This is a genomic window from Haloarcula sp. CBA1127, assembly GCF_001485575.1.
Lineage (GTDB): Archaea > Halobacteriota > Halobacteria > Halobacteriales > Haloarculaceae > Haloarcula.
The window spans coordinates 150,462-169,759 of the sequence record NZ_BCNB01000006.1 but is presented as its reverse complement, the minus strand read 5'-3'; the positions used below and the strand labels follow the sequence as shown (position 1 = coordinate 169,759).

Here is a 19,298-nt window from a genome sequence, read left to right as displayed (position 1 = left end):
CGTGGTTGAGAGCGCGGCTAAACCCACGGAACAGCATCTTGACGAAGTGTTTTGGGAAGCTTTATGAAGTCCGTGGAGTCACATACGCCTGTTCGGACACGAGCAACCTCAGAGAGGATCTCAACAACATGATAGAAACTATCGCACTCGTTGTCAACGCTGTACTGCAAGAAGGTGGCGCCGCTGCCCCGGCCATCCCGGGAGAAGCTGCTGCAGCCCTCGCTGTCGGGCTGGCTGCGCTCGGTTCGGGGTATGCGGAGCGTGGGATCGGGGCCGCCGCCGTCGGCGCAATCGCAGAAGACGAGAGCATGTTCGGCCGTGGGCTCATCCTGACAGTCCTGCCGGAAACGCTCGTCATTCTCGCGCTGGTCGTCGTCTTCATCCTCGGGTAACCACTCTCTCCCTTTTCCAATAATGAGCCTTCAAACAGTCGTAGAGGACATCCGCGACGAGGCCCGCGCGCGTGCTCAGGAGATTAGCGACGCGGCCGACGAACGTGCCGAGGAGATAATCGCTGACGCCGAGGCTGACGCCGACCAGATCCGCGAGGAACGCGAGGCCGAGGTCGAGCGGACCATCGAGCAGGAGCGAGAGCAGCGACTCTCCTCCGCAAAGCTCGAGGCCAAACAGGCTCGACTCAACGCCCGGCGTGACATCCTCGAAGACGTTCACGGCGACGTTGAGGACGCGCTTGCGGCCCTCGAAGGGGACCGACGAGAGGAACTGACACGCGCACTGCTTGACGCCGCTGTCGATGAATTCGACGACAGCGACGAGCTGTCGGTGTACGGCCGTGCGTCGGACCAGTCGCTTCTCGAGGATGTACTCGATGACTACGACGGCGCGACCTACGCCGGTGAGCGGGACTGCCTCGGCGGTGTCGTCGTCGAGAGCGGCGAGTCACGAGTTCGTGTGAACAACACGTTCGATTCCATCCTTGAGGACGTCTGGGAGGACAACCTGAAAGCAATCAGCGACCGCCTGTTCGAAGACCAATGAGTTCGCGAACGGGAACGAGCGGCCAGGGAAGCAACTACGAGTACGTCATCGCACGGGTTCGTGCCCGCAGCGCATCCCTGTTCGACGATGACGACTACCGGAAGCTGGTCCGCATGGGGACGGGCGAAATCGCCCGCTTCATGGAGGAAACGGAGTACGAGACCGAAATGAACGCGCTCGGCTCCCGGTACGACGGCGTCGACCTCGTCGAGTACGCGCTGAACCGCAACCTCGCGAAACACTTCGACGACCTGCTTCGCTGGTCTGAGGGCGCGCTGTACGACTATATTGCCCGTTACCTGCGGAAATTCGATGTGTGGAACGTCAAAACGGTCATCCGTGGGCTCTACTCGGACGCGGAGCGGACCGAGGTCGAGGACGACCTCATCCGGGCCGGCGAGTTCAGCGACCGACGTATCGAGGACCTGCTGAACGCCGGCTCTATCGAGGAGGTCGTCGAGCAGCTTGACGACACCATCTTCGGTGACACGCTGGCCGAAGCGTTCGACGTATACGAGGAAAGCGGCGTTCTCGTGCCGCTGGAGAACGCGCTCGACCGCGCGTTCTACGAAACGCTGCTGTCGGGGCTTCCGGACAATCCAGAGATAGACAGTCCGACCGGGCTGTACGTGGAGTTCTTGGAGACGGAAGTCGACTTCCGAAACCTCCGGAACGCGCTCCGGCTGGCCCGAAGTGGCGCGGACATCGACCCCTCGGAGTACTTCATCGAGGGCGGACAGCTGTTCGACGCACAGGAGGTCGCACAGCTGTCGACGAACCTCGACCAGCTGGTCAGCGCCGTCCGCGAGAGCAAATACGGCGACGACCTCGACCAGGCGCTGTCGGCGCTTGAAGAAGCCGACAACCTCATCGACTTCGAGCGGGCGCTGGACGCGGCACTGCTCGAATACGCCGACCGGCTCTCGAACCGCTACCCGCTGTCGGTCTGTCCGGTGCTGTCCTATGTCCTCGCCAAGGAACGCGAGGTCGACAACATCCGGGCCATCGCCCGCGGTCGCGAGGCCGGCCTCGGCCCCGACGAAATCGAACAGGAGCTGGTGATACTATGAGCCAGGAGATCGCTGTCATCGGAAGCCCGGAGTTCACGACGGGCTTTCGGCTAGCTGGCGTCCGCAAGTTCGCGGACGTGCCTTCCGACGAGAAAGACGAGCAGCTCGACGACGCCGTCGAGGAGATGCTCAACGACGACGACGTCGGTATCGTCGTGATGCACGACGACGACCTGTCGCATCTCTCACGCGGTGTCAGACAGGACGCGGAGACGAGTGTCGAGCCAGTGATGGTCACGCTCGGCGGCGGCACTGGGAGCGGCGGACTGCGTGAACAGATCAAGCGAGCCATCGGTATCGACCTGATGGACGAGGACTAACCATGAGTCAAGCAACAGACACAGACGTCCGCGAGGACGGCATTATCGAAAGCGTCTCGGGACCGGTCGTAACGGCTCGGGACCTCGACGCCCGGATGAACGACGTCGTTTACGTCGGCTCGGAAGGGCTGATGGGCGAGGTCATCGAGATCGAAGGAAACATCACCACGATTCAGGTGTACGAGGAGACCTCCGGTGTCTCCCCCGGCGAACCCGTCGAAGGGACGGGCTCGCCGCTCTCCGTGGACCTCGGGCCGGGTATGCTCGACGCCATCTACGATGGTGTCCAGCGCCCGCTCGACGTGCTCGAAGAGAAGATGGGGTCGGCGTTCCTCGACCGCGGTGTCGACGCGCCGGGCATCGACCTGGAGAAGACCTGGGAGTTCACCCCTGAAGTCGAGGAAGGCGACGAGGTCGAGGCCGGCGATATCGTCGGCACCGTCCCCGAAACGCCGAGTATCGACCACAAGGTGATGGTCCCGCCCGACTCCGAGGGTGGCGAGGTCGTCGCCATCGAATCGGGCAACTTCAACGTCGAAGAGACCGTCGTCGAACTGGACAACGGCGAAGAGATCCAGATGCACCAAGAGTGGCCGGTGCGCCAGCAGCGGCCGACCGTCGAGAAAGAGACGCCGACGGAACCGCTCATCTCCGGCCAGCGTGTGCTTGACGGCCTGTTCCCGATTGCGAAAGGCGGGACGGCCGCCATTCCCGGGCCCTTCGGCTCCGGGAAGACGGTCACCCAGCACCAGCTCGCCAAGTGGGCCGACGCAGACATCGTCGTCTACGTCGGCTGTGGCGAGCGTGGCAACGAGATGACTGAGGTCATTGAGGACTTCCCGGAACTCGAGGACCCGACCACCGGCAACGCGCTGATGGACCGGACCTGCCTCATCGCCAACACGTCGAATATGCCCGTCGCGGCACGCGAATCCTGCGTGTACACGGGGATTACCATCGCGGAGTACTTCCGCGACATGGGGTACGACGTGGCGCTGATGGCCGACTCCACCTCCCGGTGGGCCGAGGCCATGCGTGAGATTTCGTCCCGACTCGAAGAGATGCCGGGTGAGGAGGGGTACCCCGCGTACCTCTCCGCTCGCCTGAGCGAGTTCTACGAACGCGCCGGGTACTTCGAGAACATCAACGGCACCGAGGGCTCCGTCTCAGTTATCGGGGCCGTCTCACCGCCGGGCGGGGACTTCTCCGAGCCGGTCACCCAGAACACGCTGCGTATCGTCAAGACGTTCTGGGCGCTTGACGCGGACCTGGCCGAACGCCGGCACTTCCCCTCTATCAACTGGAACGAGTCGTACTCGCTGTATCGCGACCAGCTCGACCCGTGGTTCGAGGACAACGTCCGAGCCGACTGGCCGGAGACGCGCCAGTGGGCTATCGACACGCTGGACGAGGAAGCGGAACTGCAGGAGATTGTCCAGCTCGTCGGGAAGGACGCGCTGCCGGAAGACCAGCAGCTGACGCTCGAGATCGCCCGCTACCTGCGCGAGGCGTGGCTCCAGCAGAACGCCTTCCACGACGTGGACACGTTCTGTGAGCCCGAGAAGACCTACCGCATCATGGACGCCGCCAAGACGTACAACGATGCGGCCTTCGAGGCGCTGGATGCCGGTGTCCCCGTCGAGGAGATCACCGACATCGACGCCGCGCCGCGGCTCAACCGTATCGGCGTGCAGGAAGACTACAACGAGTACATCGACGACCTCGAAGACGACATCGAGTCTCAACTGCGGGAGCTGTACTAACAATGAAAGAGTATCAGACAATCACGGAGATCAGCGGACCGCTGGTGTTCGTCGAGACCGACGAACCGGTCGGCTACGACGACATCGTCGAAATCGAGCTCAGCGACGGCGAGACCCGCCGTGGCCAGGTGCTCGAATCCGCGAGCGACTACGTCGCCATTCAGGTGTTCGAGGGGACCGAAGGTATCGACCGCGATGCCTCGGTTCGCTTCCTCGGCGAGACGATGAAGATGCCCGTTACCGAGGACCTCCTCGGGCGGGTCATGGACGGGACCGGCCAGCCGATCGACGGCGGCCCGGAGATCGTCCCTGACGAACGCCGTGACATCGTCGGTGAGGCAATCAACCCGTTCTCCCGGGAGTACCCTGAGGAGTTCATCCAGACAGGCGTCTCGGCTATCGACGGCATGAACACACTCGTCCGCGGCCAGAAGCTGCCGATCTTCTCCGCCTCCGGCCTGCCACACAACGACCTGGCGCTCCAGATTGCGCGACAGGCGACGGTGCCGGAAGAGGAGGACGGTGAAGACGACGAGGGCTCGGAGTTCGCAGTCATCTTCGGTGCGATGGGTATCACAGCCGAAGAGGCAAACGAGTTCATGGACGACTTCGAGCGCACCGGCGCGCTGGAACGCTCCGTCGTCTTCATGAACCTCGCGGATGACCCGGCCGTCGAGCGGACGATTACGCCGCGGCTGGCGCTGACCACCGCCGAGTACCTCGCCTTCGAGAAGGACTATCACGTGCTGGTCATTCTGACGGACATGACCAACTACTGTGAGGCACTGCGTGAGATCGGTGCCGCGCGTGAGGAGGTCCCGGGCCGGCGTGGCTACCCCGGATACATGTACACTGACCTGGCACAGCTCTACGAGCGTGCCGGTCGGATCGAGGGCCGCGAGGGCTCCGTGACCCAGCTCCCGATCCTGACGATGCCGGGCGACGACGACACGCACCCGATTCCGGATCTGACCGGCTACATTACCGAAGGCCAGATCTACATCGACCGCGACCTCAACAGTCAGGGCATCCAGCCGCCGATCAATGTCCTGCCAAGCCTGTCGCGGCTGATGGACGACGGTATCGGCGAGGGACTCACCCGCGCTGACCATGCCGACGTGAAAGACCAGATCTTCGCCGCGTACGCGGAAGGTGAGGACCTGCGCGACCTCGTGAACATCGTCGGCCGCGAGGCGCTGTCGGAACTGGACAACAAGTATCTGGACTTCGCCGACCGCTTCGAGGAGGAGTTCGTCGACCAGGGGACCGACACGGCCCGCAGCATCGACGAGACGCTTGAACTCGGCTGGGACCTGCTCTCGATGCTTCCGAAAGATGCGCTGAACCGCATCGACGAGGACCTCATCGAGGAGCACTACCGCGAGGACGAGACCGCCGAAACCGTCGAGGCCTGACGCGACGGCTTACTTTCTCCGGCACCCCTCAATCTATACCCTATATTTTGGGTATGCGACTGTTTAGCGTTGCCCTCGTACACTAGAATGCACTATGCCAGAACCAGGGAGTGAAGCAATATGGCTGTGGTTAGGTACAGCGGGCATGTTCCTCGGCATGCTATACTTCATCGCGCGCGGCTGGGGTGAAACCGACAGCCGGCGTCAGAAGTTCTACATCGCGACAATACTGATCACGGCAATCGCGTTCGTGAATTACCTCGCAATGGCGCTTGGCTTCGGCCTGACGTTCATCGAGTTCGGCGGCGAACAACACCCCATCTACTGGGCGCGATACACCGACTGGCTGTTCACGACGCCGTTGCTCCTGTATGACCTCGGACTGCTCGCAGGTGCAGACCGCAACACCATTTACTCGCTCGTCAGCCTCGACGTGCTGATGATCGGTACCGGTGTGGTCGCGACGCTGAGCGCAGGGAGCGGCGTGCTGTCGGCTGGCGCGGAACGGCTGGTCTGGTGGGGTATCAGCACCGCCTTCCTGCTGGTCCTGCTGTACTTCCTGTTTGCCTCGCTGTCCGGTCGGGTCGCAGACCTGCCCAGTGACACGCGTAGCACCTTCAAGACGCTACGCAACCTCGTGACGGTCGTGTGGCTGGTCTACCCGGTCTGGTGGCTCGTCGGCAGTGAAGGACTCGGCCTTGTCGGTATCGGAATCGAGACGGCCGGCTTCATGGTCATCGACCTCGTCGCGAAGGTCGGGTTCGGTATCATCCTGCTCCGGAGCCACGGCGTGCTCGACGGCGCGGCCGACACGACCGGAACTGGCGCAACGCCTGCAGACGACTAATCGCTGCTGTTCGCCGACTTCGTTTTTTGGGTGTCAGTCCGGAAGCGGCGGCGCTCGCGCCGAAATAACTGGAAACCGTTAACTGCCTACGTCGAAAAAGGACCCGTAATGGCTAAGGACGTCAAACCCACGCGCAAGAATCTGATGCAGATCGAGGACCGCATCGAGCTGTCCGAGCGTGGGCACGACACGCTGGAGAAGAAGCGTGACGGCCTCATCATGGAGTTCATGGACATACTGGACCAGGCGCAGGACGTCCGTGAAGACCTCGACGGTTCCTACGAACGGGCCCAGCGCGCGATCAATATGGCCCGGGCGATGGAAGGCGACGTGGCCGTCCGCGGAGCCGCCGCAGCACTGAAAGAACACCCCGAACTGACGACCCAGTCCAAGAACATCATGGGCGTCGTTGTCCCGCAAATCGAGTCCAGCAAGGTTCGAAAGTCACTGGACGAACGCGGCTACGGCGTCATGGGGACCTCGGCTCGCATCGACGAGGCTGCCGAGGCCTACGAGGAACTGCTCGAAAACATCATCCTCGCCGCCGAAGTTGAGACGGCGATGAAGAAGATGCTCGAAGAGATCGAGACAACGAAACGCCGCGTCAACGCCCTCGAATTCAAGCTCCTGCCCGACCTCTACGACAACCAGGAGTACATTGAGCAGAAACTCGAAGAGCAGGAGCGCGAGGAGATCTTCCGCATGAAGAAGATCAAAGCCAAGAAGGAAGAAGAAGAGGACGCGCTCGCGGCCGAAGAGGAAGCACAAGAAGAGCCCGAAGCAGTCACTGCTGACGACTGAACAGGGAGTCCGTCCTGATCGGTATCGTTTTTGCGCTTTCAGGTTCGTACTTGTGTATGTCCTGTCCCGACTGCGGTGGCGACCTCGTTTCGTTCCCAGTCCCGTCTGATCTCCAGCAACTTCTCCCCGGAGACGCACCGGGTGCCAGCGTCTGCCGGTCCTGTCTGGCGCTTCACCCGGAGACGGAGCCGCCCGCTGCTGTGCCTGATTTCACAGATCTCGACGATGCGATTCCCGATGACGATGGAGCGGCGGTCCCGCTACTGTTGCTGGTCGGACTGCTCGATTCGCTCGCGATGCACCGCGAGGAGATCACCGCGTTGCTGGAGCGAGTCGAGCGCGAGGGCGTTGACCCGCTGCTGGCACTGGACCGCCTCGACGCCAGCTACGGGGAAGCGGCTCATGTCGACCTCGGGCGTCGTCGCCGGCAACTCGAACAGTTGCTATGAGCGGACAGGGCAACCGCTTCCCGAACTGCGATAGACGGCGCTGACGTAGTGCGGTTCGGCGGAGTCCGTGGTGAGAGCCACCGTCAAAGACGTACAGAGAGGAGAGAACGACTGGGCGTTAGACGCCCGTCGAGTAGCGCAGCAGGCCGGCGACGCCGCCGAAAGCGGTCAGCAGCTGTTCGCCCTTTTCGAAGTCAGTCGAGATGAATACCGTCTCGGTGCCGCGCTGGTCGGCCAGTTCCATCAGGTGGTCGATGGCGTCTTCGCGCTCGCCGTCCTCAGCTTCGACGGTGGCCCCACAGCGGGAGCACTCGTGGTCGTCGGTCCCGGCGTTGCTGTTGATGAGTTCGTACTCGTCGTGGCCGTTCTCGCAGGTGTAGGCGACCACGTCTTTCCGGAGGTCCTCGGAGATAAGCAGCTGTTCGACCGCGCCCATGTTGAGGTTCTGGCGCGTCTGGTCGAAGCCGTAGGTGGCCTTGTCCCCGTTGTGGAGCTGCTTGAAGAAGTCCTCCATGAGCTCCTTGTCCCGGAGCATCTCGTGTTCGGCCAGCACATCGTCGGCCGCGTCAACGAGGTCGTACAGCCCAGACTCGTCGGTGTAGGCCACGTCGAACTTCCCGAGCACCATGTCCTGTAGCTCGTGGTGGAGATAATCGCCGTCGAGGAACTCGTCTTTCGTCGGTGAGGGGCCGCCAACGAGGATCCCGTCTATTTCGTGGCGGTCGGCGACGAACAGGTCGTTGGCCATGCCGGCGACCTCCTGATAGAAGTTGTCGATGGCTTCCAGTCGGAGGCGGGCGAAACGCTGGGCGGACTGGCCACCTTTCCGCTGCTTACCCGGCACTAGCGAGGAGGCGGACTTGACAGGCTCGACGCGTTTGCCCTTCAGCCAGCCGACGTTTGCCTCGCGTCGGTCGAGCACGATGAGGCCGAACAGTCCCTTGTCGGCCAGCATGTGCTCCAGCGGCTCGGTGAGGAACTCCGAATCACAGTGATAGCGGAACGACTCGATGGGGTCCGGTGGAGATTCGAGGACCTTCGTCACCATGTCGGTCCGGCCGCCGCCGGTGTCGAACGCGCCCGAGAACACGACCAGTCCGTTGTCGGGTGGCCGCACGTCGTAGTATCGGAGTCGGTCCTTGATCGAGGTGAGTGCGTCTTGCACCGCCGTTCGGGTGTCCTTCGACTTGATGTTCGAAGCCTCGGAGTGTTCCTGGGTGACGTGAGCGACGACGTCGCTGATCAGCTTGTCCTCGGGGATGTAGATAGAGACGAGTTGGGTGCCCGAACCCTGATACCCTTTGAGTTCCTCGATGACCTTCCGGAACTCGTATTTCTGCTTGTCAGATTGTTCCTGTTCCTGCTGCTCGCTCATTACTCTATGTTGGCCAAGGTGGCGTAAGAACCTGTTGACAGCCGTGCGATTCGAGCAAAGCGAGAATCGCAGGACGGGCGAGCGGGGAGGAACGACCCGCGAGCAGCGAGGGGCGCGAACGGAGTGAGCGGTCCTCGTGCCGGAACGGCGACCGACGGGAGCCGTGGAGGAAGGGAGCGAAGCGAAGTGTTTCACCACAACTGAGCGTCGAAGTGGGACGGCCGATACGGCAGACGCGACCTTCTGATGATTTGATTGGCTGTGGAACCGACCGGTCTGTCCCGTAGCGGTTCGACAACTGACAGTCGCATTTATATGACTGCCTGTATTGTACCCAAGCAATCAGACTATGGCGGGGTATGTGTGTACGATTGCGGGCGGCAAGGGCGGCGTCGGAAAAACGACGACCGCGGTAAATCTCGGGGCTGTGCTTCAGGAGATGGGCTACGATGTCGCCGTCGTCGACGCAGATCTGGGGATGGCGAATCTCGGCTCGATGCTCTCCGTAGAGCCCGACAAGAGCCTCCACGAAATTCTGGCCGGCGAGGCTGCCGTGAGTGAGGCCTTGACTGATGCGCCGGGTGGACTCACGGTGATTCCTGGTGAACAGTCACTGGAGGCGTTCGCGGACGCTGACCCCGCAAAGCTCAGGAAAGTCATCAAGACGCTCCGAAATGCCTACGACGTGGTGTTGATCGACACCGGGGCCGGGCTGAGCCACGAAGTCGCCGTGCCGCTGGGACTGGCTGACGGCATCGTCCTCGTCACGACCCCCGACGACGTTGCGGTGGGCGATACGGTCAAAACGGCCCAGCTAGCGAACCGAATCGACGGGACCGTCCTCGGTTCGATTATCAACCGCGCGACCCGCCACACTGACGTCGCAGCCATCGCCGAACAGATGGAGTTCCCGCTGCTTGCGGTCATCCCGGACGACCCGCAGGCAACGACCGAGGAACCGCTCGTGCTCAATGCCCCCGAAAGCACGGCTGCCGACGCCTACCAGCGGCTGACCGAGGCGCTGGAGGGTGTGTTCTTCCGTGGCGAGAGCCCCGAAGCGGATATCGAGACGATACTTGATGACGAGTGGTTCCTCGACGACACCGAGGACCACTCCGATGTCGACGACGACGAGGACTCAGGCGGTGTGTTCGGCCTCTTCAACTGACGTTTGTACCCGCTTGCTGGTCCGGTCTCAGCCCGCCGCTCCGACCGTATCTCACTGCCTCTGGCTCATTCCGGAAGCGGCGGCCACAGCGTCGCAACCGTTTCCTGAATGAGCTGGGTCTGTGCCCGGCGCAGTCGCTCCGAGAGCGACGACGCAGAGATGTTCAGTTCCTGGGCCACGGCGTCCAGCGACGTACGCCGCGGAATCTCGAAATACCCCCGCTCGTACGCCGTCCGTAGCGCTTCCAGCTGTCGGTCAGTGAGCCCGTTACCGGGCTGCTTCGGCTCCGAATCGCGAGTCAGCCTCTCCAATTCGAAGCCAGCGTTTCGCTGCCAGAACGAGGCGAACTCGGTGAACGCCGCTCGGTCGGCGAACCAGCCCATTTGCTCCCACCCGTCTGCGGTCACGGTTATCCGTTCGATGATGGCATCTGCCGTTGCAAGTGCTTCGAGTCCGTCTAGGTCGTCGATTTGGTCGCCGAGCTGCTCCTCGAAACTCAGCGCCGGCACTGCCTGATACCGTCGGGTGTCGCCGGCCGTCCCGATGCGCGTCCACTCCTGCACGTCGTAGGCGTTAGTGAGTGCCCGCTCGACAGCCTGCTTGGAACCGCCGGTCACGGTTACAATGAACAGCGGACGACGGCCGTGGTTGTACTGGAGGGAAAAGGCAATCGACGCCTCTGGGACCGTCTCTGCAACCGACACGAGCGGCAACGCATCGCAGTATATCTGAAACTCTGCAATGAGCCCCATACGCTATCCCTCTCTGCGATGCTGAAGCGCCTGTCGAAATAAGGTGTCGGCCGGGATGTCTCCCCCTGCTGGCACCTTCTCTTTTAAACGGCCCAATCACTGAGAGAACGGCTTAGCCCGACTGCGTTCGACCGTACTGTTGTATGCAGCCAACACAACCGACAGATGAGATCGAAGTCGAATTCGAGCGCTACAGTGACGGCCAGCCACTCGTTCTCTTACACGGTGGGATGGCCCCTACGGAGTACTGGGGACCGGTCGTACCGGCATTCGAGGGATACGGCGCTGTCGTTCCCCAGCGACCGGGGTTCGGGACCTGTCTCGACTCCGCCACGGAAACGAGCGCCGACGAGGTACTGGACCGCGAGATCAGGTACGTTCAGGCGCTTGTCGACGCTGTCGACGGCGACCCGATCCTGTTTGGCCACTCCTACGGCGCACTCACCGCTATCGAGGCCGCGACGGCTACGTCGGTTGAGGCGGTTATTGCCTACGAGCCGGCGGTGCTCCCCGATGACTACCGGGCCGACGCCGATCTCGCCGACCGAATGGCGTCGCTCATTCAGGACGGAAAGCGAGCGGAAGCAGTGAAACGCTACATCGAACAGGTTCTCCACCCTGACGGTATCGAGGACCTCGACGCCTGGCTTGCGGAGTGGCCCGTCTGGCCCGACTGTGTGGCCCTCGCCGAGGAAGTCGTCCGGATGAACCGGTCCGTCGAACAGTACCGACTCCCGGACCGCCTCGATGTCGATGCACCCACGCTCGTTCTGTCCGGCACCGACGGGCCGGACTTCCTTCGACAGAGTGCACGGGACGTTCACGAGGCACTGCCACAGAGTCGATTTGTCGAGTTCGATGGTGTCAGCCACAGCGGCCCCGCTGAGGCACCTGACCTAATCGCAGCGGAAGTCGACGCGTTCCGCAAAACGTAGCCCGGCCAGCCGGACCGGTTCTCTACTTGTCGCTTGTCACACCGGATACCCGAAACGGGCTGCACCTACATCGAGGTCGGTGCTTCGACGCCCAGCGCGTCCAGCGCGTTCGCAATCGCAGTTCTGGTCCCGTCGACGAGCGCCAGCCGCGCAGCGCGGGTCTCTGGGTCGGCATCGAGAACCGGACATTCCCGGTAGAAGGCGTTGAACGTCTCGGCGAGGTCGCGGGTGTAGGTGGCGACGGTGTGGGGTGTCAGGTCGTCTGCGGCTGCCTCGATGACAGCGGGGAACCGGGCCAGTTCGCGGAGCAGGGCGCGCTCCTCCGGTTCCGATAGCGGGTCGAGGTCGGGTTTGTCAGGGATGTCGGTTTCCACGTCGCCTAGAATGCCACAGCAACGCGCGTGGACGTACTGAACATAGGGCGCGGACTGGGCCTCGAAGTCCAGCGCGCGGTCCCATTCGAAGGTGATGCCCTTGGTCGGCTGTTTCGAGACGATATCGTAGCGCACCGCCCCGATACCGACCTGACGGGCGATGCGGTCGATGTCGTCCTCGTCGAGGTCGCCGCGGGTCCGGTCGTCGAGTCTCGACTCGACTTCCTCGCGTGCGCGGTCGATAGCTTCATCCAGCAGGTCGTCGAGGTCGATGCCGGTCCCCTCGCGCGTGCTCATCCCGCCCTCTGGGAGGTTCACCCAGGAGTAAAACACCTGCCGGAGCTGGTCGGTGTCGTTGTCGAGCAGTTCGAGCGCTGCTGAGAGCTGGTCGGCCTGTAGCTTGTGGTCCTCGCCCAGCACTGTGACGGCGCGGTCGTAGGTGTCGAACTTCCACTCGTGGTGGGCCAGGTCGCGGGTGGTGTACAGCGACGTGCCATCCGAACGAAGGAACACGAGGTTCTTCTCGAAATCGGGCAGGTCCAGCTGCCAGGCATCCTCCTCGTAGACGGCGCAGTCGAGGGCCTTCAGCCGGTCGACCAGATCGTCCGTGTCGCCGTTGCGCATGAACTTCGTCTCCTTGACGAACTCGTCGAACTCCGCCGGGAGGCGACCGAGTGTGTTCTGCATCCCGCCCAGCACGGTATCGACGACCTCGGCGACGCGTTCGTACGTCGCCTCGTCGCCGTCTTCGAGGCCCTGCAAGATTGACTGGACCTCGGCCTCCGCCGCCTCGACTTCGTCGGGGTCGCCCTCTTCGAGAACGGTGTTGCCCTTGCGGTAGTACCGGACCATCTCGTACTCCGGGGACTCCCGCTCAGGTTCGGGCAGGTCATCCTCGTCAAAGGTCTCGTACGCCCAGGTGAACACCGCAATCTGTCGGCCCGCGTCGTTGACGTAGTAGTGGCGGTCGACGTCGTAACCGGCGTAGTCAAGTACGCGAGCGACGGCGTCACCGATGATGGGGTTGCGCGCTCGTCCGACGTGGACCGGGCCGGTCGGATTCGCAGACGTGTGCTCGACGACGACGCTGGTGTCGCGGTCGGGAAGCCGCCCGAACTCACTCTCCGTGACCGACTGCAGAGTTTCAGCGAAGTACGCTTCGCTCGGAAGGAAATTGACGTACGGCCCCTGTGTCGTCACGTCGCTGACGTAGGTGAGGTCGTCGGTGTCGATCGCATCGGCGATGTCGCCAGCGACGTTTGGTGGCGCAGTACCGGCCTCGCCGGCCAGCCGGAAGGCGACGCTCGACGCCAGCACGGCGTCGACGTCCTCCGGTGGCTCCTCGATACCGAGGTCCTCGGCCGGCAGGTCGAGGGTTGTGAGTGCGTCGGCGAGGGCGTCCTCAACCTCCGCACGGAGCTGCAGGAACATACGCCCGGATTTCGCGGCGGAGAGTAAATGGGTAACGAAACCCCGACCGCCACAGATGGACTCCTGTATGTCATGTCCACATCAACCGCCGCCAGTGGGTCTCTGCAAGAAACAGGGACAGCAGTTCGCCTCAGGTCAGGAGCCGCGGGCCGAACACCATCAACAGGAGGCCGCTAATCATCGATACCGTAATCGCGATCGAGACGGCCGTCGTCACCCGTCGCCCGTCCGAGACGGGCAGCCGCGAAACGAACGATTCGGTCGACGCCCGCAGGATGTGTCCGCCATCAAGCGGGAACGTCGGGATGAGGTTGAACTGGCCGATGACGAGGTTGATCCAGCCGGTCCAGAACAGGACGTTCGCGAGCAGGAACACCGGCGTCGCTCCGAGCGCCCCGAGCGGGCCCTGGACGGTGTAGAAGTTCGTCGCAATGCCAGTGAAGCCGGCAAAGTTATAGCCGAAGCCGCCGGCGACGCCGATGAACGGGAGCAAGAGCGTGCTGAAAATCCGCTGGGCGAACGAGAACTCGGAGACTGACGTGGGTGCGTCCGGCGAGCCGCCGATGAATTCGAGGAACGCGGCTGCGGGGTAAGCGTCGATACCGAAGTCACTGACCTGAATGCCACTGATACCCTGCTGGATGCTGACGCCGATGATGCCGTTGTCGACCTGCTCACTTTCGGCCATCGTCACTTCGTAGGTCTCGCGTGAGCCGTCGGCGTAGCCGGTGACGGTCACCTCATCACCGGGTTCACCGCCTTCAAGCGTCTGTATCAGTGCCGCCCCGCTGTGCGTGCGCTCCCCGTTGACTTCGGTGATAATCATGCTCTCGCCGCTCGGTGCCCCCTCTCCGGCGAGCGGGCCGTCTTCAGCGACCAGCACGTACGCGCCGAGCGGGGTCGTGACTGTCTCCCCAGACTCCGTTTCGAGCGTCGCTACGGGGTGGTCTTGGGCCGCCTGTTCGAATTCACTTCGGGTCGCTACTGCGGTCCCGTTGACAGAGACAATCGTCTCCCCGGTTCCAAGTGACGCGCTCTGGAGGGCCGCAGAGATGACGACGGACCGTTCGACGGTGACGGTGTCGGCATCCTTGCGCGCCACTTCGACAGTCTGTGCGTCGCTTTCGGCGAGCACTGATTCGAGTGCCTGCTGGTTCTCGACCGACTGGCCGTTGACCGCCGTGATGACATCACCCGACTCGATACCCGCATCGGCGGCGGGGGTTCCGTTGATGGGGCTCCCGACCGGCACGCCGTCGACGACGGCGACAGCGCCGGCGACCGGTCCAAACAGCAACAGGAGCGTGATGATAGCGAGTGCGAAGTTGTTCGTCACGCCAGCCGTGTACATTCGGGTCTGGGAGCCGCGGTCGGTACGGAGCAGTTCGTCTTCGTCGGGTTCGACGAACGCTCCGATCGGGATGATCGCCAGCAAGGCAAGCCCCATCGACTCGATGTCGATGTCCTCGACGCGACAGAAGAGCCCGTGGCCGCCCTCGTGGACGACGAGGCCGAGCAACAACCCGAGCACGATTTCGGGTGCGACCGACAGCGGGAGGAAGTCGTTGACGCCGGGAATCGCCAGCGCGTTCCGCGGTTCGTTCAGTGCGGACGGCTGTGGGTTGACGAGCGCCTGGTAGGCTCCGAGCGCAACGAGGAGGAACGAGCCGACCATCACGACGAGGCCGAACCCGACGCCGAGGTTCCCCCAGGCCCGCCAGAACCGCTTTGGCCGTGCGAGCCAGTCGAGCACAGCTTTGCCCTTCTGTGTGTGAATCGTCGTAATCGGGCCGCTAAAACGAATATACTCGGGGACAACGCCGCGGGTCCGTAGCGCCATCGCGAGGAGGGTGTAGGCGACAAGGCCCGCGAGGACCCACGTCAGCGTACTCACCATTTATCCGAAACTAGGCGTAGCCAAGCAAGAGGGTTTGGTTTGGGACACACTGCTGGCCCACAGCAGCCAACGGTGAAGTGACCCCGCCGCAAACGACCACACAATGTACGACCACGTTCTCATTCCCGTCGACGGGAGCGACGAATCCACGGCGGCCGCACGGCGCGGCCTCGCACTGGCTAAGGACTTCGACGCGACTGCCGAGGTGGTTCACGTCGTCGACCAGCGAGCACGCAGGCTCACGCGAACGGACCGCGAGAGCGGGCGTCTCCGGGAACACGGCGAGTCGGTCCTCGCGGAGATAGAATCGCTCGCCACCGACGCCGGCCAGCCCGTCACGACGGAATTGCTGGAAGGAAAACCGAGTGTGCAGATCGACGAGTACGCCCGCGAAACCGACGCAGGGCTCATCGTCCTTGGCCGACAGGGGATGACCGGTCTCGGGAAGCGACTCCTCGGTGGGGTCACTGAACAGATCTTGCACCGAACTACGGTGCCTGTACTCGTCGTTTCGGACGGGACACAGGCGAAAAGGGATGAATTCGATTACTCGCAGATACTCCTCCCGACTGACGGCAGCGCGAACGCCGAAACGGCGACGCGACACGGCGCAGCGGTAGCAGACCGGTACGACGCGGCGGTCCACGTCCTCAATGTCGTCGATATCCAAGCCGCCGGCGGCGCGTTCAACGCTGGTGGCCTGAACGAGGCGTTCATCGAACGACTGGAAGACAACGGACGTGACGCCGTCGCAGCAACCGCCGACGAACTCGGACAGATAGCTCCGGACGTATCAGTCCAAACTGCCGTGGAACAGACGACCTCGCTCGATGGCGTCGCCGCCGGCATTCAAGAGTATGTCTCCGACCGGAATATCGACCTCGTCGTGATGGCGTCACACGGCCGCTCGAACCTGAAACGCCAGCTGCTCGGCAGCGTTACGTCACAGTTGCTCCGAACTATCGATGTCCCCGTGCTAGTGACGCCCCGTTCGACCTGAGCGGGTGGACGAACCACCCGTTCTATGTATAGTGGGAACATACCGCAAGACGGTGCCGGACAATGACAGAAACCTGCGGTATCTGTGGCGAAACCGTTCCGTTTGACGCCACGGTTCACGCGATGATTCACACTCACAGCGAGACGGGGGTCATCGATGCGTACGTCTGCCAGGACTGCTACGACGAGCAGCTCGGACCGATGTTCGAGCGGGTCGACACGCAGGAACAGTCACCCTGAAAGAATTCCCTGAACAGGCTGTTACGGACAGGTAGGACCCGCCTACCACGGACTACTCGTTCCGGCGGAACCGCTCCACGACGAACTCCCGATCAAGCTTAGCGATGAACGTCCCGAGCTGTGGGCCTTCGGTGTCGTCGAACAGCAGCTGGTAGCCGGCCGAGAAGAACTCGCTGATGTCGATGTCGTTTCGCTTCGCCGTCTCGTAGATTTCGGCCTGAATCGCCTCGCCGTCGTGGCCCTCGGCGATGAGATCGGCCAGTTCGTCCAGCGCGGCCGCCGTCTCGTCGTCGAAGGACACGTCGGGAATCTCGGCGCGCTTGAGTTCGTAGTTGAACTCGTTGTTCGTCAGGCTGGCCCACTCCTGGGCGCGCTCGACGCGGGCGAGCGCCTGCTCGACGGCCCACTCCGGTGCGTCGTCAGGGATGTGGCCCTCTTTCCGGGCGATCTGCTCCCGCTGTTCCGGGTCGTCAGTCATCCCGAGCACGGCTGCGAACGTGTAGGGGATCCGAACCCGCTGTTCACGCGGTTCGTCTACGACCATCGGGTAGGCCCGCTCCGCAAGTTCGGCGTCGTCCTCGCTGGCCTCGATTTCTTCGAAATATCGCCGTTCGAACCGGTCGAACTCGTCGACAAGCTGGTCGATGTTCTCGACGGAGAAGTCCCGCTGTTTCCGCGGGTCTTTCACGAAGAAGTACTTGAACACCTCCGGTTCGAGGATGTCGAGCACCTCGTCGACGGTGATGACGTTGCCCGACGACGAGGAGAGCGGCTCGCCGTCGAGTGTGAACCACTCGTACACCATCGGGACCGGCGGCTGGATGTCCAGCACGTTCTCGGCAACATCCTCACCCGATGGCCAAGAGCCCTCGGCGTGGTCCTTGCCGAACGGCTCGAAGTCAACGCCCAGAATCTCCCACTGACCGGGCCATTCGAACCGCCACGGGAGCTTTCCGTCCCGGAGCGTCGCCGTTCCCTCGTGGCCACAGCCTTCGATGGTCTGGTCGCCGGCTTCGACGTCCTCACAGACGTATTCGACTTCGCCGGCGTCGAGGTCGACCGCGGTGACGCCTTCGGTTATTTTCCCGCACTCTGCACACTGTGGCAGGAACGGGACGTAGTCGTCGTCGACCTTGTTCTGGTACTCGGCGAGCACGTCGCGGGCCCGGTCGGCCCGTTCGAGCACGCGGCGCGTGACTGCTTCGAACTCGCCGTCAGCGTACAGTTCGGTGTTAGAGACGAACTCCACGTCGACACCGACCAGTTCGGCGCTTTTCTGCAGGAGCGTCGTGAAGTGGGCGCCGTAGGAATCACAGCAGCCGAAGGGGTCCGGGATATCGGTGTACGGCTTCCCGAGGTTCCGCCCGAGCGCGCCGGCGTCGACCTCCCCGAGGCCGACGATGTTCCAGTCGAGGTCGGCAAGCTGGCGGGGGACCGCCCGAAGTCGGTCCTTGTCGTCGGCGGTGAACACCTGTCGGACCTCGTGACCGCGGTCCCGCAGGGCCTCGGCGACGTAGTAGCCCCGCATAATCTCGTTGAAGTGGCCGATGTGGGGGACGCCCGACGGGGAAACGCCGCCCTTGATGACGATTGGCTCGTCGGGGTCTCGTGCCTCGATGGCGTCGGCGACGGAGTCGGCCCAGAACGCCCGGGAACCGCCGCGGCCGACCTCGTAGGGGTCTTCCGCCATCTATGCCTCCGGAAGGATTTCGGACCCGTCGAACTCGCCGTCTTCGACTGCGCGCACGACACGTTCGGGATCAGTGCCGTCGAGCACCATCGTCCGGATGCCGGACCGCTGGATGATTTTCGCGGCTAGCAGGTCGACCGGTGCGCTGCTGCCGGCGTCCATCTCGATGTCGGCGATCACGTCGACGAGTTCGTCCGCGCCGAGTTCGTCGAACCGCGTCGCGTCGTCGTCCTCGTTCGGGTCAGCGTCGTAGACGCCCGGAACGGATGTCGCGTACACGAGCAGGTCCGCGCCCACGTACTCAGCGAAGGCGGCCGCCACGGCGTCGGTGGTCTGTGCGGCGACGATGCCCCCGAGGACGGGGATGTCCCCACGACGGATGGCTTCTCGTCCCTCGTCGTAGCTCTCGGCGGGCGTCGGCGCGGCGCGGTCGTCTAGGGCGGCGATCAGCAGTCGGCCGTTCAGCCGCGTGACGGCGATGCCGAGCTGGTCGAGTTCGATCTCGTTCGCGCCCAGATCCCGAGCGCTGCCGATGTAATCACGTGCTGTCGGGCCACCGCCGACAACGGTCCCGAGTGTATGTCCCTGTGCATCGAGTGACTGGATGGCGTCGGCGTAGTCGGCGACCCGGTCCGCGTCGAGGTCCGGGGCCAGTACGCTTCCGCCAATGGAGACGACGACTTTCATTAGCCCGCCGTAACCGCGATGCACTCTTAAGGGTTGTCAAGGCCACTGACTGCTGTCTCTCTAGTCCGCCCTTTCTGGTCCCCACA

General features: G+C 63.2%; 19 protein-coding genes. 13 read left to right on the top strand and 6 right to left on the bottom strand.

The window, feature by feature from the left end; all coding sequences use genetic code 11:
- Positions 1 to 128: 128 nt before the first annotated feature.
- The 9 genes from AV059_RS05500 (at position 129) to AV059_RS05460 (ending at position 7,664) form a co-directional block, all read left to right on the top strand.
- Positions 129 to 392: a F0F1 ATP synthase subunit C gene (locus AV059_RS05500; RefSeq protein ID WP_008311113.1), complete on the top strand. Its 264-nt coding sequence runs from the start codon at positions 129 to 131 to the stop codon at positions 390 to 392.
- 22 nt (positions 393 to 414) lie between these two features.
- Complete coding sequence (locus AV059_RS05495; RefSeq protein ID WP_058992870.1) at positions 415 to 999, top strand: V-type ATP synthase subunit E; 585 nt, start codon at positions 415 to 417, stop codon at positions 997 to 999.
- On the top strand, positions 996 to 2,069 hold the full coding sequence (locus AV059_RS05490) for a V-type ATP synthase subunit C (protein WP_004964543.1): 1,074 nt from the start codon (positions 996 to 998) through the stop codon (positions 2,067 to 2,069). The genes AV059_RS05495 and AV059_RS05490 overlap by 4 nt, the downstream gene beginning before the upstream one ends.
- Positions 2,066 to 2,389: a V-type ATP synthase subunit F gene (locus AV059_RS05485; RefSeq protein ID WP_004593990.1), complete on the top strand. Its 324-nt coding sequence runs from the start codon at positions 2,066 to 2,068 to the stop codon at positions 2,387 to 2,389. Before AV059_RS05490 ends, AV059_RS05485 begins: the two co-directional genes overlap by 4 nt.
- 2 nt (positions 2,390 to 2,391) lie before the next feature.
- Complete coding sequence (locus AV059_RS05480) at positions 2,392 to 4,152, top strand: ATP synthase subunit A (RefSeq protein ID WP_004964538.1); 1,761 nt, start codon at positions 2,392 to 2,394, stop codon at positions 4,150 to 4,152.
- Between the two features lie 2 nt (positions 4,153 to 4,154).
- Complete coding sequence (locus AV059_RS05475) at positions 4,155 to 5,567, top strand: ATP synthase subunit B (protein WP_007189221.1); 1,413 nt, start codon at positions 4,155 to 4,157, stop codon at positions 5,565 to 5,567.
- A 94-nt stretch (positions 5,568 to 5,661) separates the two neighbouring features.
- Complete coding sequence (locus AV059_RS05470) at positions 5,662 to 6,414, top strand: bacteriorhodopsin (RefSeq protein WP_079990731.1); 753 nt, start codon at positions 5,662 to 5,664, stop codon at positions 6,412 to 6,414.
- Between the two features lie 108 nt (positions 6,415 to 6,522).
- Positions 6,523 to 7,215, top strand: a complete 693-nt coding sequence (locus tag AV059_RS05465; protein WP_004593983.1) for a V-type ATP synthase subunit D — start codon at positions 6,523 to 6,525, stop codon at positions 7,213 to 7,215.
- Between the two features lie 56 nt (positions 7,216 to 7,271).
- The gene (locus AV059_RS05460; protein ID WP_058992866.1) at positions 7,272 to 7,664 is read left to right on the top strand and encodes a DUF6276 family protein; all 393 of its coding nucleotides are present in this window, start codon (positions 7,272 to 7,274) and stop codon (positions 7,662 to 7,664) included.
- A gap of 118 nt (positions 7,665 to 7,782) precedes the next feature.
- Here AV059_RS05460 and prf1 read toward each other — a convergent pair whose 3' ends face one another.
- Entirely contained in the window at positions 7,783 to 9,039 is a 1,257-nt protein-coding gene (prf1, locus tag AV059_RS05455; protein WP_058992864.1) for a peptide chain release factor aRF-1, read from the bottom strand.
- Between the two features lie 349 nt (positions 9,040 to 9,388).
- On the opposite strand from prf1, the gene AV059_RS05450 reads away from it, so the two are divergent.
- Positions 9,389 to 10,207, top strand: coding sequence for a cell division ATPase MinD (locus AV059_RS05450; protein ID WP_058992861.1), 819 nt, complete (start codon positions 9,389 to 9,391; stop codon positions 10,205 to 10,207).
- Positions 10,208 to 10,272: 65 nt separating this feature from the next.
- On the opposite strand, the gene AV059_RS05445 is transcribed toward AV059_RS05450, so the two are convergent.
- Entirely contained in the window at positions 10,273 to 10,959 is a 687-nt protein-coding gene (locus AV059_RS05445) for a helix-turn-helix domain-containing protein (protein WP_058992859.1), read from the bottom strand.
- 143 nt (positions 10,960 to 11,102) lie between these two features.
- On the opposite strand from AV059_RS05445, the gene AV059_RS05440 reads away from it, so the two are divergent.
- Positions 11,103 to 11,894: an alpha/beta fold hydrolase gene (locus tag AV059_RS05440; RefSeq protein ID WP_058992857.1), complete on the top strand. Its 792-nt coding sequence runs from the start codon at positions 11,103 to 11,105 to the stop codon at positions 11,892 to 11,894.
- 65 nt (positions 11,895 to 11,959) lie between these two features.
- On the opposite strand, the gene argS is transcribed toward AV059_RS05440, so the two are convergent.
- Together argS and AV059_RS05430 are read right to left on the bottom strand one after the other, a co-directional pair.
- On the bottom strand, positions 11,960 to 13,699 hold the full coding sequence (gene argS, locus AV059_RS05435; RefSeq protein ID WP_058992855.1) for an arginine--tRNA ligase: 1,740 nt from the start codon (positions 13,697 to 13,699) through the stop codon (positions 11,960 to 11,962).
- A 130-nt stretch (positions 13,700 to 13,829) separates the two neighbouring features.
- On the bottom strand, positions 13,830 to 15,596 hold the full coding sequence (locus AV059_RS05430; RefSeq protein ID WP_058992853.1) for a site-2 protease family protein: 1,767 nt from the start codon (positions 15,594 to 15,596) through the stop codon (positions 13,830 to 13,832).
- A gap of 103 nt (positions 15,597 to 15,699) precedes the next feature.
- On the opposite strand from AV059_RS05430, the gene AV059_RS05425 reads away from it, so the two are divergent.
- Both AV059_RS05425 and AV059_RS22280 read left to right on the top strand, forming a co-directional pair.
- Positions 15,700 to 16,596, top strand: coding sequence for a universal stress protein (locus AV059_RS05425; protein ID WP_058992851.1), 897 nt, complete (start codon positions 15,700 to 15,702; stop codon positions 16,594 to 16,596).
- Between the two features lie 62 nt (positions 16,597 to 16,658).
- Entirely contained in the window at positions 16,659 to 16,835 is a 177-nt protein-coding gene (locus AV059_RS22280; RefSeq protein WP_195156624.1) for a hypothetical protein, read from the top strand.
- A 52-nt stretch (positions 16,836 to 16,887) separates the two neighbouring features.
- On the opposite strand, the gene lysS is transcribed toward AV059_RS22280, so the two are convergent.
- Entirely contained in the window at positions 16,888 to 18,525 is a 1,638-nt protein-coding gene (gene lysS, locus AV059_RS05420; protein ID WP_058992849.1) for a lysine--tRNA ligase, read from the bottom strand.
- Entirely contained in the window at positions 18,526 to 19,212 is a 687-nt protein-coding gene (pyrH, locus tag AV059_RS05415; protein ID WP_058992847.1) for a UMP kinase, read from the bottom strand.
- Positions 19,213 to 19,298: the final 86 nt, after the last annotated feature.

Bases quoted from the DNA above. Each gene is read 5' to 3' on its own strand.
- AV059_RS05450 (WP_058992861.1), top strand. From the start codon at position 9,389: ATGGCGGGGTATGTGTGTACGATTGCGGGCGGCAAGGGCGGCGTCGGA.
- AV059_RS05500 (WP_008311113.1), top strand. From the start codon at position 129: ATGATAGAAACTATCGCACTCGTTGTCAACGCTGTACTGCAAGAAGGT.
- AV059_RS05445 (WP_058992859.1), bottom strand. From the start codon at position 10,959: ATGGGGCTCATTGCAGAGTTTCAGATATACTGCGATGCGTTGCCGCTC.
- pyrH (WP_058992847.1), bottom strand. From the start codon at position 19,212: ATGAAAGTCGTCGTCTCCATTGGCGGAAGCGTACTGGCCCCGGACCTC.
- AV059_RS05425 (WP_058992851.1), top strand. From the start codon at position 15,700: ATGTACGACCACGTTCTCATTCCCGTCGACGGGAGCGACGAATCCACG.
- AV059_RS05475 (WP_007189221.1), top strand. From the start codon at position 4,155: ATGAAAGAGTATCAGACAATCACGGAGATCAGCGGACCGCTGGTGTTC.
- argS (WP_058992855.1), bottom strand. From the start codon at position 13,699: ATGTTCCTGCAGCTCCGTGCGGAGGTTGAGGACGCCCTCGCCGACGCA.
- AV059_RS05490 (WP_004964543.1), top strand. From the start codon at position 996: ATGAGTTCGCGAACGGGAACGAGCGGCCAGGGAAGCAACTACGAGTAC.
- AV059_RS05440 (WP_058992857.1), top strand. From the start codon at position 11,103: ATGCAGCCAACACAACCGACAGATGAGATCGAAGTCGAATTCGAGCGC.
- AV059_RS05465 (WP_004593983.1), top strand. From the start codon at position 6,523: ATGGCTAAGGACGTCAAACCCACGCGCAAGAATCTGATGCAGATCGAG.
- AV059_RS05460 (WP_058992866.1), top strand. From the start codon at position 7,272: ATGTCCTGTCCCGACTGCGGTGGCGACCTCGTTTCGTTCCCAGTCCCG.
- AV059_RS22280 (WP_195156624.1), top strand. From the start codon at position 16,659: ATGACAGAAACCTGCGGTATCTGTGGCGAAACCGTTCCGTTTGACGCC.
- AV059_RS05470 (WP_079990731.1), top strand. From the start codon at position 5,662: ATGCCAGAACCAGGGAGTGAAGCAATATGGCTGTGGTTAGGTACAGCG.
- AV059_RS05495 (WP_058992870.1), top strand. From the start codon at position 415: ATGAGCCTTCAAACAGTCGTAGAGGACATCCGCGACGAGGCCCGCGCG.
- AV059_RS05430 (WP_058992853.1), bottom strand. From the start codon at position 15,596: ATGGTGAGTACGCTGACGTGGGTCCTCGCGGGCCTTGTCGCCTACACC.
- lysS (WP_058992849.1), bottom strand. From the start codon at position 18,525: ATGGCGGAAGACCCCTACGAGGTCGGCCGCGGCGGTTCCCGGGCGTTC.
- prf1 (WP_058992864.1), bottom strand. From the start codon at position 9,039: ATGAGCGAGCAGCAGGAACAGGAACAATCTGACAAGCAGAAATACGAG.
- AV059_RS05480 (WP_004964538.1), top strand. From the start codon at position 2,392: ATGAGTCAAGCAACAGACACAGACGTCCGCGAGGACGGCATTATCGAA.
- AV059_RS05485 (WP_004593990.1), top strand. From the start codon at position 2,066: ATGAGCCAGGAGATCGCTGTCATCGGAAGCCCGGAGTTCACGACGGGC.